The following is a 15109-nucleotide window of genomic DNA, read 5'->3' as shown; positions in this document are numbered from 1 at the left end:
GTAATTGCAAGATCTTAGATTAATTTTGGTAATAACGGTAGAGCACCTGCCCCTCTTTTTATAGAGTGAGACAGGTGTTCTTTTTGTTAAAATGAAATAATTCAATATAAATGGATTATGATCCGCACTTCGTAGTGATGCAGCAACATGAAAAAAATGTGAACCCTTTCAGAGGGTCATTTGTTTATATTGCATAACGCTAAGAAAGGAGTGCCTTTCATTGACGGAACGCGAGTTATTCGATTCTTATAACAAGGAAGTGTACCGCACGTGCTATTACATGCTGCGGAACGCACAAGATGCGGAAGATCTCTGTCATGACGTATTCGTCACCGTATTTCGTCAGAAATGGAGAAGTGTTGAGCATATACGCGCTTGGATCATGCGCATCACGATGAATCATTGCTTAAACTTACTTAAAAAGAAACAGACCAAACGGGAAAAGCAGAACCAGGTTCAGTGGCTTCATGAGCAGACCACGGCGTCGGTCAAGTCTGTAGACACCATCGTATTAGAGAAAGAGGCAGCAGCCGAATGGGAGAAACTGCTGAATCAGCTTCCGGACAAGCTGATGGCTGTGATTACGCTTCGGTACGTCGGCGAGTTGTCGATGGCGGAAATCGCCGAGACACTGGAAATACCCGTAGGTACAGTGAAATCAAGGCTTCACAAAGCATTGAAGATCATGCGCAAAAAGCTCAAACAAAATCAAAGCTTTTGGTTGAAGGGAGAGAAACAATATGGAACGTATTGAAAAGAATCTGAAAGACCAGATGAAGGCTTCGAATACAGTGTCTTATCCTGATTTTGACCGGATGTGGAGCAGTATCCAGCAGAATGAGCTGAAGGTCGTAGGCAGTGAATCGATACCGCTTCGCCCTCGAAAACGAAAACAAACAGCGATTGTCGTTGGAATATCCGTTGCTCTGATGGCTACACCAGTCTATGCAGCATTAACTTATGATTGGTCCAGTCTCCTTTCGTATAGAGCTGGTATTCAGTCCGCCCTAGAACAAGGTCTTGGCCAAACGATTGAGCAATCAGTTACGAACAACGACATCACATTGACCCTGCATACGGCTTTTACGGATGAGAATCGGACCTTTCTGCTCTATAGCCTGGATCCCGGCTCGTCATGGGATGGAAAACAAGTGAGCTTTGATCACATTGGGCTTAAAGATCATCAGGGAAATCCAATTGATGGATATTATTCCCATCAGTGGAATGCGGAGCTTGGTGTATTCCAAGGCTATTTTGAGACGGAGTGGGTCGTGGATGGCAGCATTACCGACGTTGAGTTTACGATGGAGAATATTCGTTTCACCGGTGATGGGAAGCAGATCATCAACTTCGACCCTCATAACCCTAAAACGCAAGTCTTCCAGATTCAGAAGGATGGTATAGGCAGTGTGACACTGCAGTCTTTTGATCAGTCCGGGGACAAGGTGCTGTTGAAATCGGCCGTTACGTTTACTGATCCTGAGCTCCAACACAGAAGCTGGGTACGGATTCAAGCCATGAATGACAAAAATGAGCCTATTATAGAAGCGGGAACTCCTATTTCTGGAACGCCGGGAGATTCCGGAGAATACTTGAGCCAACAAATATTTAAGTCTGATCAATTACGGGAAAAAGGCACTCAGTTCCAGCTTGGTTATGATCGTACGTTGGGAACAGCCAATGGGACATGGAGCGTAAATATGGCTCTTTCCAAGAAACAATTGGAGAGTGGATCATTTAAGGAAGAATTGAATATCCCTCTGGACCAGGTCCCTGGCGGAACGGAGATCCATGAAATGATTGTCACCCCGACCCAGGTCCGCTTGATTTTGACGCATGAAGAGAAATACACAACGGTTCCGTATATGAAGTATCAGCTGGATGTAGGCGGTACATTGCTAAACGGAGGTATATGGTATGTACCGGACCAATCCGACAAGACGGAGCTGCGTTTTGAAATGACCGGGCTGGACGCAGCCTCCCTGACCAATAAACCCGTTTCCTTGATCGCGAAACACCGCGTCGATGAGCATGCTGGGGACAAGAATCCGATTAGGCTAACCGGCATATCGGGTAAACATCAAAGCCTAACCACCAACATTGCGGGATATCCAATCACATGGACATACTACATGAAGGAGAATAACCTTTATGTGGAGTCCTTGAGCTCCGACCCGAGGTTTGGCGGAGTAAATCAAACCTATTATTTTGACGGCAAGGAGCCGAATTACGGGAAATCAGCTATGATAAGTTTGCTAGGGAATGGAGACAATAGGGAAATGGACGTGTATGAGAAGTTCGACAAGTCAGAGCTTGAGATCTATATTATGAATTATACAACCGAGAAACCGGAAGATGAGCTGCGCGTTCAGCTTAAGAATGGAAAGTAACATGGTGGTGTTAATTCTAAGAAAGTGCGATAGGAAGAATAATTCGCATTCGTAGTGACGTTCAGGCTGAGAATCTTTAGCTCATCTTATATGGTAAGGGTAACATCCATAGCTGCTCCATGTAAAAAGAAGCCCGGCAAACTGCCGAGCTTCTTTTGATCTACACTGATTTTTTCCCATTCCTCATACAGCTTAGATTCTGAACAATGGAAAATCTCCTGAAAACCAGCCAGATTCCGAATAAGTTTGTTCAACTCTTCGATCCCGTATTCCGAAATAATGAATTCGACGATAGTGTATGACAGCTGAAAACCTTTCATCGTTTCAAAATCCCAAGAATCGTTATTAAATTCATGAAACTGCGGCACTTCGCCCCGATGGATTAAATCTGCGATGCTGCTTTTAATGAAGCTTGTTGCCATTTGTTTAGCTTCAAACCCACCAATACCTTGGCGCATCCATTTTGGAGCTGCCGGGTTGATATCGCTGATGAGCCACATGGCATATAAGTGTACGGTTGATTTTAAAATGGATTCATACGTATGCTCAGGTCCCGGGTTCAGCGGTGAAACGATTTTTAAGATGTTGTTCTCCATCGTTCCCATGAACCAGTTAGGCGCGTCCTGTTCACCTACTGCTTGATGGAATGTGGGAAGATCGGGATAGATTTCAATCGTTATTTTTGTGGACGGAACATGTTTATACTTCGTATTAATTCTCTCCACATTTCTCTGAAGCTCGTTAAATAGGTCTCTTTTAATTCAACTTTTAATTTGTCTAATGTTCGATATAGCCGGTTCTTCACGGCGATTTCACGCATACCTACAATTTCAGAAATTTCTGCAATGGTGCAGTCGACGAAAAAACGTAATAAAATGATCTGATTGTCCAAAGGACCTAATGTTTTCACAGCGGAACTGATGTCAAATCGAATTTCAACATGCTTCGTAAAATCAAGAGAAATCAGCCGTGATTCATAACCCGTAAGATCCGAGGAACTTTCCAGGGTACGGGATATTCTGCGGTATTCATTTTTAAGCGTATTTTGAGCGATCTTAAAAATCCATGTAAATTAATATTGATGAAATATGATTTCAATATTTTCGTAGCTGCCCTGCATTTCCGGAATAACAGGGTGTTGTTTGTCATGAGCTCCTGACATGGTTGAACCTCCTCTTGAGCTTACACATCATTAGACACCGGGAAAGCAGAAAAAGCCACGCAAGGATCGATATTTTTTGAAAATGGTTGATAACCTGCAAAATCGACAATGTTCATATGTCACAAGTTCGCTTATACTAGAAGCGGTTGATGAAAGTGTATCCAGACAGGATACATCAATAATATCGGAGGGAAGCCATACCTATGAAAGTTGTTGCAGACCTGACCAAAGAGGATTTTTGGAAGTTTAATAAATACGTCATGTTCAATTTACCAAAGTATAAAATATCCATGATCATCAGTTTGCTGAGCATCCCGATTTCTTGTATTGTGATTTCGAAGCTGCTTGGTTCCAGCTGGGTCTACGCTATTGTTGCCGGTGTGATCATTGGAGGATTAGCGGATGTGTTATTTCTGTACAGAATCAAGGGCAGAACGATGAAATTAGTGAAGGCCCACGATGGAATTTTAGGCGAACATCTGATTGAGATCAATGGTGCGGGGCTGTTTGATTCTACGGCTCGAAGTCAGTCAAAATGCTTTTGGGACGGAATTCATGAGTTGAGACAGGATAAGGAGAATATTTATATTTTTGTAAACAATCTTCAGGCCACGATCGTCCCTAGAAGATCTTTCGCTGATCAGGCAGAGGAAGCGGAGTTTATACAGAATGTGCAGCAGTATGCCAACAAGCAATTCATATGACTTTCAAAAATAGATATAATTGAAAGCTCGGCATGTTGCCGGGCTTATATTTTTTTGTGAAAACATAATATACTCACCTTTTTGCAATATATATATTGCATTATGACGTATATTCAGTATAATAGGCTTATTAGGAAATGTTAACCAGCTATCTTGCGGGAGGAACCTGATCATGAAATGGTTCAATAGAAACAGAGTTGAAGACGAGCGCATCGTCAATATGAAGAACAAGATTTACAAAGAGGTTTACATACTGATCATGAGCATCTGTACAATATCAGTTGTCGTGAAAAGTTTTATGCTAAGCGACTGGAAATCTTCTCTGCTAGAATTGGTCATTGTTATAGCGGGGGGACTGTATTTTGGCATCCGGAGCGTGTTACTGGGCATTTATTCAGACGAGATTGAGGTACATGACAGCAGAAGTAAGGTCTCTTTTAACATTCAAAATACACTCTGGGGTATAGGAATCGGTGGCTTTTTGGCATTGTTTTTCGGTATTCGAAGTGCGGTCTTGTATGGAGATGGTACTTGGACAACGGGATTATGGTATTTCTTCCTTGTCACTCTTGTATCGCTGGTAATCAATATTCCGCTCTTTGCTGGAGGTATGTTGATTGTTCACCAACTCGCCAACAGAACGAGTCAGAAGATATCTCAGAAAGACCAGTTCGATTCTTAAGGGAGGGAACGGGTAATATCGCATGAAAAATATGAAATTGAAGATAGCCCGGGTGGAGAAAGACCTTTCCCAGGAAGACTTGGCACATCTTGTTGGCGTCTCAAGGCAGACGATTGGATTAATTGAATTAGGCAAGTACAATCCGTCACTGAGTTTATGTGTTGCTATATGTAAGGCGCTGTCCAGGACGTTAGACGATTTGTTTTGGGAAGAGGATTAATAGCTTGACCAGGATCAATTATTGAGGGGATGAATGACACACATGTTAAAAAACAAGACAAAAAAACATATGTTAACCGCATTTATACTAACGGCTTCGGTTATTGGAAGTACGGTGTTCACAGGCAACAGCGCATATGCTGCTGCAGAAGCCGTTCAAGGCAAGGTCACGGAAGTCCGTACATCTAATGAAGCCATTGCCGAATGGGAGTCTTGGACCAAGGATCATGCGTACAAGCTGGAGTCCATCCAGCCGGCTGACAGCAAGGGAGGAGCAGGACAGTTCAAGGACTTGGACATGCTAAAGCCTTTGCTGCATGATAAGCGAATAGTTTTTCTCGGGGAAAGCTCCCATGGTGTGAGGGAATTCAATTTGGCGAAGACACGTCTAATCCAGTTCCTGCACCAGGAGATGGGATACAATGTGCTTGCTTTTGAAAGTGGTCTGGGCAATGCTTCACTAGCTTATGGTAAATCGGGCACCCAGAGCGCTGAACAGACGATGAAGGATTCCATCTTTGGTGTATGGTGGGCGCAAGAGACAATGCCGTTATTCGAATACATAAAAACAACCCAAAAATCAGAACAGCCGCTGGCGCTTACCGGCTTTGATATGCAATTGCAATTTCCCCTTCTGGACGGGGATTGGCTGAAAGACGATAAATTGGCCCAGCGCCTGCAAGAGGCAGAGGAGAAGCTATCCGAATATTCCGCCGGAACGGATCTTAAAGCTTACCAGAAAGAGAAGGCCCAGTTGATCCAAGTATACAAGGATGTTCTGAAAGCTACGGGATCGGAATCGAGCCAAGCCCTCCTGAAAGAGCTGTACCCTACCAATGATAAGCTGCCAGTTCTTCTGGAGAGAAGTCTAAATGATCGGATATCCGTTGCCAAGGAATACGTGGAAATATCCATTAAATCGAATATTGGTATGGGAGAGGGTGAATACACCTGGTTCCTTAAGTCAATGGAATTGCGAGATAAGGCGATGCTGGATAATCTGATGTGGCTTGCAACCGACGTCTATCCGACAGAGAAATTTATCGTATGGGCTCACAATGATCATATCCGTAAAGCGCAAAGTGAAGTGATGGGTTCACCATATCCTGTTAAGTTAATGGGCGAAATGCTTCCTGATGATATGAAAAAATACAGCTACGTGCTTGGATTGTACCCTGCAAGCGGCGAAACCGCAGACAACATGGGTAATCCGCATGACGTTCTCCCACTGGCGTCCGGATCGGTTGAGTCGATCCTGTCTGCAAGCGGCTCACCTTACACCTTCATTGATTTGCGTTACCGTACTAATGAGCGGGGAAATTCATGGATGTTCGAACCGCGTTACACCTACAGCTGGGGCATGATTCCAGAAAGTCTGGTTGCCCGTGACCAATATGACGGTATTCTGCTTATTGATGACGTGAAACCTCCGTTGTATATGAGATCGACTTCTTCAAAGTCTGTGGAATAGCTATTATAATTTTATAAATTCGCTTATAGAACAAACTAGAACCACTGCTGTGTGAACTGCACCCCAATTGTTAGACACCATCTAACCATTGGAGGTGCAGTTTTTCTATTGTCACGATTACAAACAGTACAAGAATCAATGTTGATATGAAATAAAAAGGCCGCAACGGAACATTTTTTCGATACGGTGTAAATAAAAACATTTACAGTGTAATGGTATAGGAAATCCTCCGTATTAACATGTGAGATTACTTAGCTAAGTAAATCGAGGAAGGAGGGGTGAACAACAAGTGAAACAGCACGCCTTAGTCTATCCATTTCAGGAAAATGAAAAAACCGAAGCTGTATGCAAAGAGCAGGAACTGGAACTTACGGCTATATTCGAGAGCTATTACAAAAGGGTCTACAACTATATTTATTATCGAATACATTGCCATCACACATCCGAAGATTTGACCAGTCAGGTTTTTAATAAAATTATGTTAAGACTCGATACTTACTCGAAGGAGAAATCCCCTTTTGAAGTATGGTTGTTTGCTATTGTTCGAAATGTGGTAAACGACCATTTTAGAAGCTTGAAAAAACAAAAGCTTTTTTCCCTAGATGCCATTAAATCATTGGTATCGAAAGAAAAAAATCCCGAACAGCTCATTGAAATTACGGATACGAATAACAAGCTGGCAAAAGCTCTACTCGTGTTGAGTATGAGGGAACGGAATTTGGTTGCCCTGAAGTTCGGAGCAGATTTAAAAAATAAAGATATTGCCGAAATTATGGGCATAAGTGAAAGCAACGTCGGGGTGATCCTTTATCGGACGATGAAAAAGTTAAAAAAAGAGATGGAGGAGGAATGAAAATGGATAGAAAACAGCAGGAAGATCAATTTCTTAACGATATGGATGACTACTTAAATAGAGATAAGCATTCTAATTCAATCGCCTCTGACGAATATAAAGAAATGTTGAGGTTAGGCAAAAAGTTGGCTAATCAAGACTTCAGTCAGCATAGTGACAAAGAAGCAGTGCTCAGGCAATCCTTAAGAAGGATGGAACCCAATAAAGGCGGGTATAACATGAGAAAAAGTAATAAAATAAAAAAATTCACTTTAATCGCCACTTCAATCAGTATTCTTTTCTTTGGTACAATTACTCTGGTACAGCCCTCATTCGCTGAAACGATCGTGAACAGGATTATCCAGACCTTTTCGGCGGGGCAATTGCGAGGGACACAAAGCGAAAGCCCTGAGATGATAGCTGTTCCCGAAGAGTTAAAAGGCAAACTATATGATAAGAATGGCCATATTATCGAAGTCCTTACAAATAATCAACATGAGATGTATACAGCAGACGGGGAGAAAATCGCAGGAATTTCAGAAGATAATGAAATCATAACTGAATCCGAAAAGGCAAAGCTGAATCGTGAAGATGATCAATACTTTGTTGTTACGGATTCGGGCGAACTAAATAAGTATGCTGGCTTTGATGTTATTCTGCCTAGTTACTTACCTGAAGGATATACATTTGATCAAGCAAAATTTATCACAGATGAACAAGGAAACGTTATTGATCAATATCTCTTCATTTCGTTTACGAATCAGCATTCAGGAAAATCATTTACTATAAGTCAAATGTTAGGGATAAAAGAAAATGCCTATGAAATTGGAACATTCGAGGAGATGGAACAAGTACAGGTTAATGGAATCGATGCGATTTTAACGGGTGACAGAAATCTGGACTGGGAATATAACCATGTTTTTTACGGAATACACGGAAAAGAAGCCATTTCAACTAGTGAGATCATAAAAATTGCGGAATCCATTCGCTAATGTTAAGCTTACCCTGGGACCTGCGCATATGCGTGGGTTCTTTGTTGTGTACGGCCGCTGCCACCTACTTGCTTAGGGAATTTTTAAACTTTTTTTAAACTGGGACTCCTCTTCTTTTAACCTTCGGGGTCTACAATAAATGTATATCAAAAAGTGGGGGCGGGTGATCAACGTGCTGGATTATTATTTGTTTCCGATATCGTATGCGTTTTTGACCTTTCCTATAGCTGCTATGCTGTGTGCCATTCCAATCCTTGTGCTGCAGTACCGGAAGCACGGTTATTTTAATAAATTTCGTGGAGTTCTGTTGTACTTGTTTTTACTTTATCTGATGAACGCACTGTATCTTGTTATTTTGCCTATGCCGGCTTCAAGACACAACGCGCCTATGTCGTCTTGTGCGCAGTTGATTCCTTTCAACTTTATTCAAGATATTATGGCGGAGACACGGGTTGTATGGTCTGATCCATCCACGTATGTTCGGCTAATAAAGGAAAGAGCTTTTTTACAGGTGGTTTTTAATATTGCGCTGGTCGTGCCGTTCGGCATGTTTATGCGTTACTATTTGCGGAAGAGCTGGTTGACGTGTCTGGTAGCTTCCTTGGGGTTATCATTGTTTTTTGAAGTAACGCAGGTGACCGGGATCTACGGCTTTTATGATTACCCTTACCGGTTGTTTGATGTGGATGATCTGTTTTTGAACACACTCGGCGGCATGATCGGCTTTGTAATGGCTCGCTGGGCTTCTTCGCATCTGCCGCGGTTGGACCAGGAAGTAGATCTCTCGCAAAAGCGCGTCAGCTATACACGCCGGGCGATTGCATTTATGGTGGACTGGATAGTACTGGTTCCTGTTGTACTTCTGCTGGGCGTGTTGAATGTTCCGGGGGCATATTTTCTTGCAACATCCGTATATTTCGTTCTTATTCCTTACCTGAACGGGGGCCGAACCCTTGGTAAAGCGCTTGTCCGTATTCGTATAACTGGTGCAGGAGAGCATTTAAGTTTGCGTGAAATCGGAATACGGAACGGGCTACTTTATCTAGTATTCGGTGGCGTACATGTACTGTTTATGAATTTGTATTTTCCAGGCATCTTAGGGCCTATGTATCTTGTTGGGCTGTTCCTTATGGATGCTTGTGTCTTTGTACATGTGCTCGTGTGCCTGTTTGGACGCAAGCAGCGGTTGCTTCATGAACAGAAAAGCGGAACAGATCATGCCATCACGTGATAAGTAACCAATCCCGAATATATCTTTCTTGGAAATTTCAATATTGTGGACATCTAAATTGTTTTATTTGTTACAATATGGAAGAGTAAGGGCGGAGGGGATGATAAACTGAAGATCAAGATCATATATATCTCAGCTGTTGTACTGGGGCTTCTGCTGCTGTCCTTTCATCATTTGGGTTATTCGTTTGGCGATGATCTATTTAGATGGATTGGGATTTCTCCTTGGACAGATGGGAAAAGTAGGGGCCTGCACCTGCCGGTTTTATTCGGTTTTCTACTGTTGATCTTTGGTGTTGTCGGAGCGTCGAGAATTTATCAATCTCGCTATCCTAAAATCATGAGTCGGCTTATTATCGGCTGTGTCGCGTTTATAATGATCTTTCCGTTCATAACAGAGAATCTTTTCTTTTTAACCAAATTCAATTCAACTGGTGTATCTTCTGTAGCTTTTTCTAAAAAAGACAGTCAGTGTAATTACGAAACGGAAGATAAAACAGTCAAAATAAAGTGCCAGCTTAACCTGTACAATTACGGTAAAGAGCATAGCATCACGATTCGTCCACTGTTGGATGACGGGTTTATGCAGTTTGAAATTGAACCCCAGACGATTTCACTAGTCCCTCATAACCAGAGTAATCGGTCGATGGTTTTTTATGGAAAGATAATGAACAGAGATATATCTAGCGCTGGAGGATGGAGGAACAGCGTCGGTGTGGAAATCGAAAAAGATGGGGTCAAGAAAAGGTTTGAATAAGGAGAAATGGATAATGGATCTAAACGTTAACAAGTGGTTGATCTTACATCTCTGTTCAAACATCATTCTTTTATTTCTTTCGGTAGGCTTATTTGCTATGCATCATGCTCGCTTCGAACCTTCAGGATTCGGTTTTTTATATTTTGTGACCATATTATGTTTCGCGGGATTTGTAGTGATCATCATTACGGATCTAGTAACATCCGCAACGAGACAAATTCATGGACAAATCGTCCATAAACAAGGAAGAACGATCCATGTAAGCAGAAATGACGGGAATCTGAAGAAGTACAGAGTTTTCGTGCCTGAAGTGCTTCATAAGCTTGAACAAGGGCAATTCGTTAATATTTCGTTGACGAGACTGGCCCATGTTCCAAGTTCTATCGCTATCGTTGACCCTCCGGGTGAGAATGAAAGTTTCCTCCAGGCCCGGTAGATGAAATGATTCCAATCCTCCGTTTTGTAAAAATACCACTTTTGGCATTGATAATGTTCTTTCTGTGCATATCAGCTGTGTCTGCGAAATGGGCATATGCCTTTGTCGTCAACGATGGAAAAGTGTTTGTCATCACAGAAGAGGTTGTAGCTGAGGTGCTGCTTGGAAAAGTCGTCGGTAAAGTAACCAATTATTCCAGTGACGAAACAGCCTACAGTGGCGGTAACTTCTCCAATGTTTTTCCGAAAGGAACGAAGTACTACTCCATTCAAGGGATTCCTCCTGAAGAAGCCATCGCTGTAAAAACTAATGAATTGGTCTTCGTTAAAGCCCTCTTTGATCGTGAATATGGCGGCAGTGACGATACGATTCAGCCTAAACAGCACAGCGAGATGGCAGCAGATAACGGGATTAAAGATAACAGCGTAATTGTGTTGACAGTACTTTTATCAGCTCTTGCTGTTTTGTTTATGATTATTACAGCTGTGGTGTTGAACAATAGGAGGATATAGGGACTTCACTTGAGGTGGACCGCTGTTTGCCGGTTTTTCGATGGCAAGAATATTTAGCCGCAGTAATAGGACCCAAGTTGCCGTTACTTCATTTCTAAGTTAAGGTGGAATTAGCAGAGCAAATTCATTGCGAATATACATAAATAGAGGAGTAAACTGTTATGAAACCAATCCGAAATTCGGCCAAGGCGGTCATCATACAGAACGAACGAGTTCTTTTGACAAAGAACGTGGATCAGGACGGTATTTTCTATTTGTTTCCCGGTGGCGGGCAAGAGAAATATGAGGAGCTGAAGGACGCGGTCGTCAGAGAATGTATTGAAGAAATCGGATGCAGCGTAAAGGTGAAGGATATTCTGTTTATCCGGGAATACATAGGCAAGAACCATCAGTTTGCGGAATGGGATGCGGATATTCATCAGGTGGAGTTTTATTTTGAATGTGAAATGGAGACCAAGGATGAGGTGTTTAACGGCCATAACCCGGATGATGCCCAGATCGGTGTGGAATGGATCGAGCTTGCCCGCATGAACGAAATTCGGGTCTATCCGGATGCGCTGGTGAAGCCGCTCATGGAGGGGATCTCAACACCACGATATATCGGAGATTCCAATTAGGTGATTGCCATTAAACGCTATAACGGAACAAGAAAGGACTCTGACATATGCAGAATACACGATGGATAAAATGGGTTGTTTGGCTTATAGCTGGACTTCTTGTAGCTAACATCCTCACGCTGTACCTGCTCTACTCCCAGAATAATAAGGTTTCCAGTGCAAGCGCGGGTCCGACGGAGATGTATGTGCTGGAGGGGGAGGATTCCGGTGATGCAGCATGGAAAATAGAAAACTATAAAATCATTAAGTCATCCAACGCGTCGATATGGAGAGGCTCCGGGCAGCTGACGTATCTCGGTAATGAAGAGGATGTTGAAGATATTTCTTACGTTGCTTATACATTTTACGAACAGCAAGATGGACACAGTATCGGTGTCCTTGCAAGCGCTCATACTGCTGAAGGTGGCTCGGCTATCCAGAAGGTTACGGACGTTGGCTCTATTTCCGGAGATGCATCCATACCTGAGCAGCTGTCGACCCGTGAAGATATTGAGCTATCTTACCTGGAGATCGAGTGGAAGGATCATCTGGGAAAGATGAACAAAGAAAAGATCGAGCTGATGGTAAAAGAATACGTTGCCTTTTAAGTACTAACAAGTTTAGCGGTTTTTAAATAAGGAGGACACGCATGATGGTCCAGTGGGAATATAGAACGGTGAAATATCAGACCGGCGGTTTTTTGGGCGGTAAAGTGAATGAGGAAGAACTGGACGAACTGCTGAACAAGCACGGGTATGAAGGTTGGGAGCTGGTATCGTGTTTTGATACGAGCCAAACACAGGGACAGTCGAGGGACGTTGTTATGGTGTTTAAGCGACAAGCCTATGTTGGGGGCTGAAGTAAAAGCTAAGGAGGGAATCCCATGATTATTCGGGAATCTGAAGAGGCTTTTGTGATGACAACGCAGGATGACCATGCACATTTTTCGGAAGAAGTGGCTCGGGGATTCCGGGAGGAATGGTTTCTGGACGGAAAGTACAAGGATGATTGTCTGCTGGCTATCCAGGAGCATGATCGGAGCTGGATCCGGTTGGATGCCATGCCAATATGGAATGACCGTAGTAACGTGCCGTTTTCATTCATAGATTACCCTGTGTTGCCTAAGTTGGTCTTGTACCAAATAGGGGTGGACGAAACCGAGGAGATGAGCCGTTACGCGGCAATGCTCTGCAGCATGCATTATGCGTCATTTTTTCAATCGGATCAGGATTCCAGACAGGAAGCAGAGCTTGCATTCTATCAGCGTGAACTGGCGCGGCAGGATCGATTGAAAGAGAAGCTGAACTATCCGGATGAGCAGATCATCGCAAGGCATTTTCAGCTGTTGCAGCTATGTGATGATATATCCTTATACGTCTGCATGAACCCGGAAGGAGTCTCTAAAGAGGAGGAGCACCCCTGGTTCAGAAAGGGTTTCAGCAGCTTGGTAGACGGTCAAAAGTTTTCAGCCGTGTGGATCAGCGATCATGAAGTTCGCTTAACTCCTCAACTTTTCGCGCAAGAATGGACGGCTGTGTTACGGACCAAGCATGTTCCGAAAAAGCGGATTAAAGAAGTCGGAGTCCATGAAGCTTATCAGGAGAGCGGTTGGACAGAGCTTAAGGTTACTTTTGTATGAGTTAGTCATGTGGAAGCCACGCGGACAAGGAGAATGAGATGACGGCGTACCGGGGATCAGACCATTATGATCAGGAAGCTTTTTTGCAAAGTTACTTGCAGCGAAGAAGCTGGAGCGAGAATGCCAATGATACGCTGGAAAAGCCGATTATTTATGAAATGATGGGCGATGTGCGGCGGAAGTCGATTCTGGACCTGGGCTGTGGTACCGCTACCTATGGTAGTGAGTTGCTTGAGTTGGGTGCGTCACAATATACCGGGCTAGAAGGCTCTATTAACATGGTGGAGCATGCACGGAAGACACTCGACCCTATGTCGAACGGATGCGTGATCCATCTGGCTTTGGAGGATTGGAAGGCACCGGAGGCTGCATATGATCTGATCGTCTCGCGGCTCGTCATTCACTATATTGAAGACATCGATGCGCTGTTCAGCCATGTATATACTTCACTGAAGGCCGGCGGGAGCTTTGTGTTCTCCGTAGAGCATCCAGTCATGACATCGTCCTATGGACTGCCGAAAACGGCAGGACAGAAGCAGGATTGGACGGTCGACAATTACTTTGTCGCGGGTGGACGCGAACAGGAGTGGCTGGGCCGAACGGTGAAGAAGTTTCATCGAACGGTAGAGGACTATTTTTCCGCGCTGCAGAGAGCGGGGTTTCTGATAGAGCAGGTTAGGGAGTCACGGCCGGATGAGCGGCATTTTAGTAATCGGGAAACGTATGAACGGAGACTAAGAATTCCGTTGTTCTTTATGATGAAAGGCTATAAAAAGGAGGGTCATGATGAAACTTGCAGAAGCGTTGGTATTGCGCGCTGACTGTCAGCGCAGGATCGCGCAGTTGAAGCAGCGGCTGGATAGAGTGGTAAAGGTGCAGGAGGGAGAACAGCCAGTTGAGAATCCCACCGAGCTTTTTGTTGAACTCGACCGCACGATGGAAGAATTGGCTAGTTGGATTAAGAAGATCAACAAGACCAATTCACATACCGTGTTCGCTGACGGGAAGAGCCTTGCGGATGTTCTCGTAGAGCGGGACAGCATGATGCAAAAACGAAAAATTTTGGACGAACTGCTGGAAACGGCGTCCATCCGTCAAGAACGTTATTCGCGGTCAGAGGTGAAGTTCCTTACGGTCATTGAGGTGCCAACCCTTCAAAAACAAATGGATGAGCTGGCTAAGAACTACCGTGAGCTTGATTTCCGCATACAAGAGAAGAACTGGACCATTGATCTAATTGAGGATGCACCGAAGTAACTACCAATCTTAACGATATAACCAAATAAGCATGAGCGTGTAGAGCAGGTAACTCTTGTTCCTTAAAGGTGAGCACAAACCCCTCCAACGGGTGAGGTTGGAAAGATCCAGATGCAGGGCCATATCTGAAATGTTATAAATTAGCCCAGAATTGTTACAGATGCGAGCCATCATGTACAGTGTATTTTTTTAATGTAACTACCACGTGCTGATTTAAGGTTGAGGGTGAG

The 15109-nt window shown here is 43.6% G+C and carries 20 protein-coding genes; 18 read left to right on the top strand and 2 right to left on the bottom strand.

Annotated elements, in window-relative coordinates; all coding sequences use genetic code 11:
• Positions 1 to 220: 220 nt before the first annotated feature.
• Positions 221 to 754 carry an RNA polymerase sigma factor gene (locus B9N86_RS28465; RefSeq protein ID WP_208916544.1) on the top strand — a complete coding sequence of 178 codons (534 nt, stop codon included), beginning with the start codon at positions 221 to 223 and terminating at the stop codon, positions 752 to 754.
• A complete protein-coding gene (locus B9N86_RS28460; RefSeq protein WP_208916542.1) occupies positions 741 to 2390 on the top strand; it encodes a DUF4179 domain-containing protein in 1650 nt (549 codons plus the stop codon). The genes B9N86_RS28465 and B9N86_RS28460 overlap by 14 nt, the downstream gene beginning before the upstream one ends.
• Before the next feature lie 86 nt (positions 2391 to 2476).
• On the opposite strand, the gene B9N86_RS30540 is transcribed toward B9N86_RS28460, so the two are convergent.
• Both B9N86_RS30540 and B9N86_RS30535 read right to left on the bottom strand, forming a co-directional pair.
• A complete protein-coding gene (locus B9N86_RS30540; RefSeq protein ID WP_244562880.1) occupies positions 2477 to 3115 on the bottom strand; it encodes a hypothetical protein in 639 nt (212 codons plus the stop codon).
• Entirely contained in the window at positions 3067 to 3408 is a 342-nt protein-coding gene (locus B9N86_RS30535) for an RNA polymerase sigma factor (RefSeq protein WP_244563180.1), read from the bottom strand. The genes B9N86_RS30540 and B9N86_RS30535 overlap by 49 nt, the downstream gene beginning before the upstream one ends.
• Positions 3409 to 3755: 347 nt before the next feature.
• Between B9N86_RS30535 and B9N86_RS28450 the strand changes: the two genes are divergently transcribed.
• From B9N86_RS28450 to B9N86_RS28375, 16 genes are all read left to right on the top strand, one after another.
• A complete protein-coding gene (locus B9N86_RS28450) occupies positions 3756 to 4256 on the top strand; it encodes a YcxB family protein (protein WP_208916540.1) in 501 nt (166 codons plus the stop codon).
• A 172-nt stretch (positions 4257 to 4428) separates the two neighbouring features.
• Entirely contained in the window at positions 4429 to 4938 is a 510-nt protein-coding gene (locus B9N86_RS28445) for a DUF6773 family protein (protein ID WP_244562879.1), read from the top strand.
• Positions 4939 to 4960: 22 nt separating this feature from the next.
• Positions 4961 to 5158: a helix-turn-helix transcriptional regulator gene (locus B9N86_RS28440; protein WP_208916538.1), complete on the top strand. Its 198-nt coding sequence runs from the start codon at positions 4961 to 4963 to the stop codon at positions 5156 to 5158.
• A gap of 42 nt (positions 5159 to 5200) precedes the next feature.
• Positions 5201 to 6628: an erythromycin esterase family protein gene (locus B9N86_RS28435; protein WP_208916536.1), complete on the top strand. Its 1428-nt coding sequence runs from the start codon at positions 5201 to 5203 to the stop codon at positions 6626 to 6628.
• A 289-nt stretch (positions 6629 to 6917) separates the two neighbouring features.
• Positions 6918 to 7481 carry a sigma-70 family RNA polymerase sigma factor gene (locus B9N86_RS28430; protein WP_208916534.1) on the top strand — a complete coding sequence of 188 codons (564 nt, stop codon included), beginning with the start codon at positions 6918 to 6920 and terminating at the stop codon, positions 7479 to 7481.
• A 2-nt stretch (positions 7482 to 7483) separates the two neighbouring features.
• Positions 7484 to 8452, top strand: a complete 969-nt coding sequence (locus B9N86_RS28425; RefSeq protein ID WP_208916531.1) for a DUF4367 domain-containing protein — start codon at positions 7484 to 7486, stop codon at positions 8450 to 8452.
• Between the two features lie 139 nt (positions 8453 to 8591).
• Positions 8592 to 9683, top strand: a complete 1092-nt coding sequence (locus tag B9N86_RS28420; RefSeq protein WP_244562878.1) for a VanZ family protein — start codon at positions 8592 to 8594, stop codon at positions 9681 to 9683.
• A gap of 174 nt (positions 9684 to 9857) precedes the next feature.
• Positions 9858 to 10439 carry a hypothetical protein gene (locus tag B9N86_RS28415; RefSeq protein ID WP_208916529.1) on the top strand — a complete coding sequence of 194 codons (582 nt, stop codon included), beginning with the start codon at positions 9858 to 9860 and terminating at the stop codon, positions 10437 to 10439.
• Positions 10440 to 10452: 13 nt separating this feature from the next.
• Complete coding sequence (locus B9N86_RS28410) at positions 10453 to 10875, top strand: hypothetical protein (protein WP_208916527.1); 423 nt, start codon at positions 10453 to 10455, stop codon at positions 10873 to 10875.
• Between the two features lie 77 nt (positions 10876 to 10952).
• Positions 10953 to 11387, top strand: a complete 435-nt coding sequence (locus B9N86_RS28405) for a hypothetical protein (protein ID WP_208916525.1) — start codon at positions 10953 to 10955, stop codon at positions 11385 to 11387.
• A gap of 161 nt (positions 11388 to 11548) precedes the next feature.
• Positions 11549 to 12004: an NUDIX domain-containing protein gene (locus B9N86_RS28400; protein WP_208916523.1), complete on the top strand. Its 456-nt coding sequence runs from the start codon at positions 11549 to 11551 to the stop codon at positions 12002 to 12004.
• 47 nt (positions 12005 to 12051) lie between these two features.
• Positions 12052 to 12591, top strand: coding sequence for a hypothetical protein (locus B9N86_RS28395; RefSeq protein WP_208916521.1), 540 nt, complete (start codon positions 12052 to 12054; stop codon positions 12589 to 12591).
• A gap of 41 nt (positions 12592 to 12632) precedes the next feature.
• Positions 12633 to 12842: a DUF4177 domain-containing protein gene (locus B9N86_RS28390; RefSeq protein WP_342193425.1), complete on the top strand. Its 210-nt coding sequence runs from the start codon at positions 12633 to 12635 to the stop codon at positions 12840 to 12842.
• A 24-nt stretch (positions 12843 to 12866) separates the two neighbouring features.
• Positions 12867 to 13622: a DUF3891 family protein gene (locus B9N86_RS28385; protein WP_208916519.1), complete on the top strand. Its 756-nt coding sequence runs from the start codon at positions 12867 to 12869 to the stop codon at positions 13620 to 13622.
• Positions 13623 to 13660: 38 nt separating this feature from the next.
• On the top strand, positions 13661 to 14443 hold the full coding sequence (locus tag B9N86_RS28380; RefSeq protein WP_208916517.1) for a class I SAM-dependent DNA methyltransferase: 783 nt from the start codon (positions 13661 to 13663) through the stop codon (positions 14441 to 14443).
• On the top strand, positions 14406 to 14879 hold the full coding sequence (locus B9N86_RS28375) for a DIP1984 family protein (protein ID WP_244562877.1): 474 nt from the start codon (positions 14406 to 14408) through the stop codon (positions 14877 to 14879). The genes B9N86_RS28380 and B9N86_RS28375 overlap by 38 nt, the downstream gene beginning before the upstream one ends.
• Positions 14880 to 15109: the final 230 nt, after the last annotated feature.

Origin of the sequence: Paenibacillus uliginis N3/975 (assembly GCF_900177425.1) — a bacterium.
In the GTDB taxonomy this organism is placed as follows: domain Bacteria; phylum Bacillota; class Bacilli; order Paenibacillales; family Paenibacillaceae; genus Paenibacillus_AQ; species Paenibacillus_AQ uliginis.
This window is presented reverse-complemented; position numbering and strand designations above follow the sequence as displayed.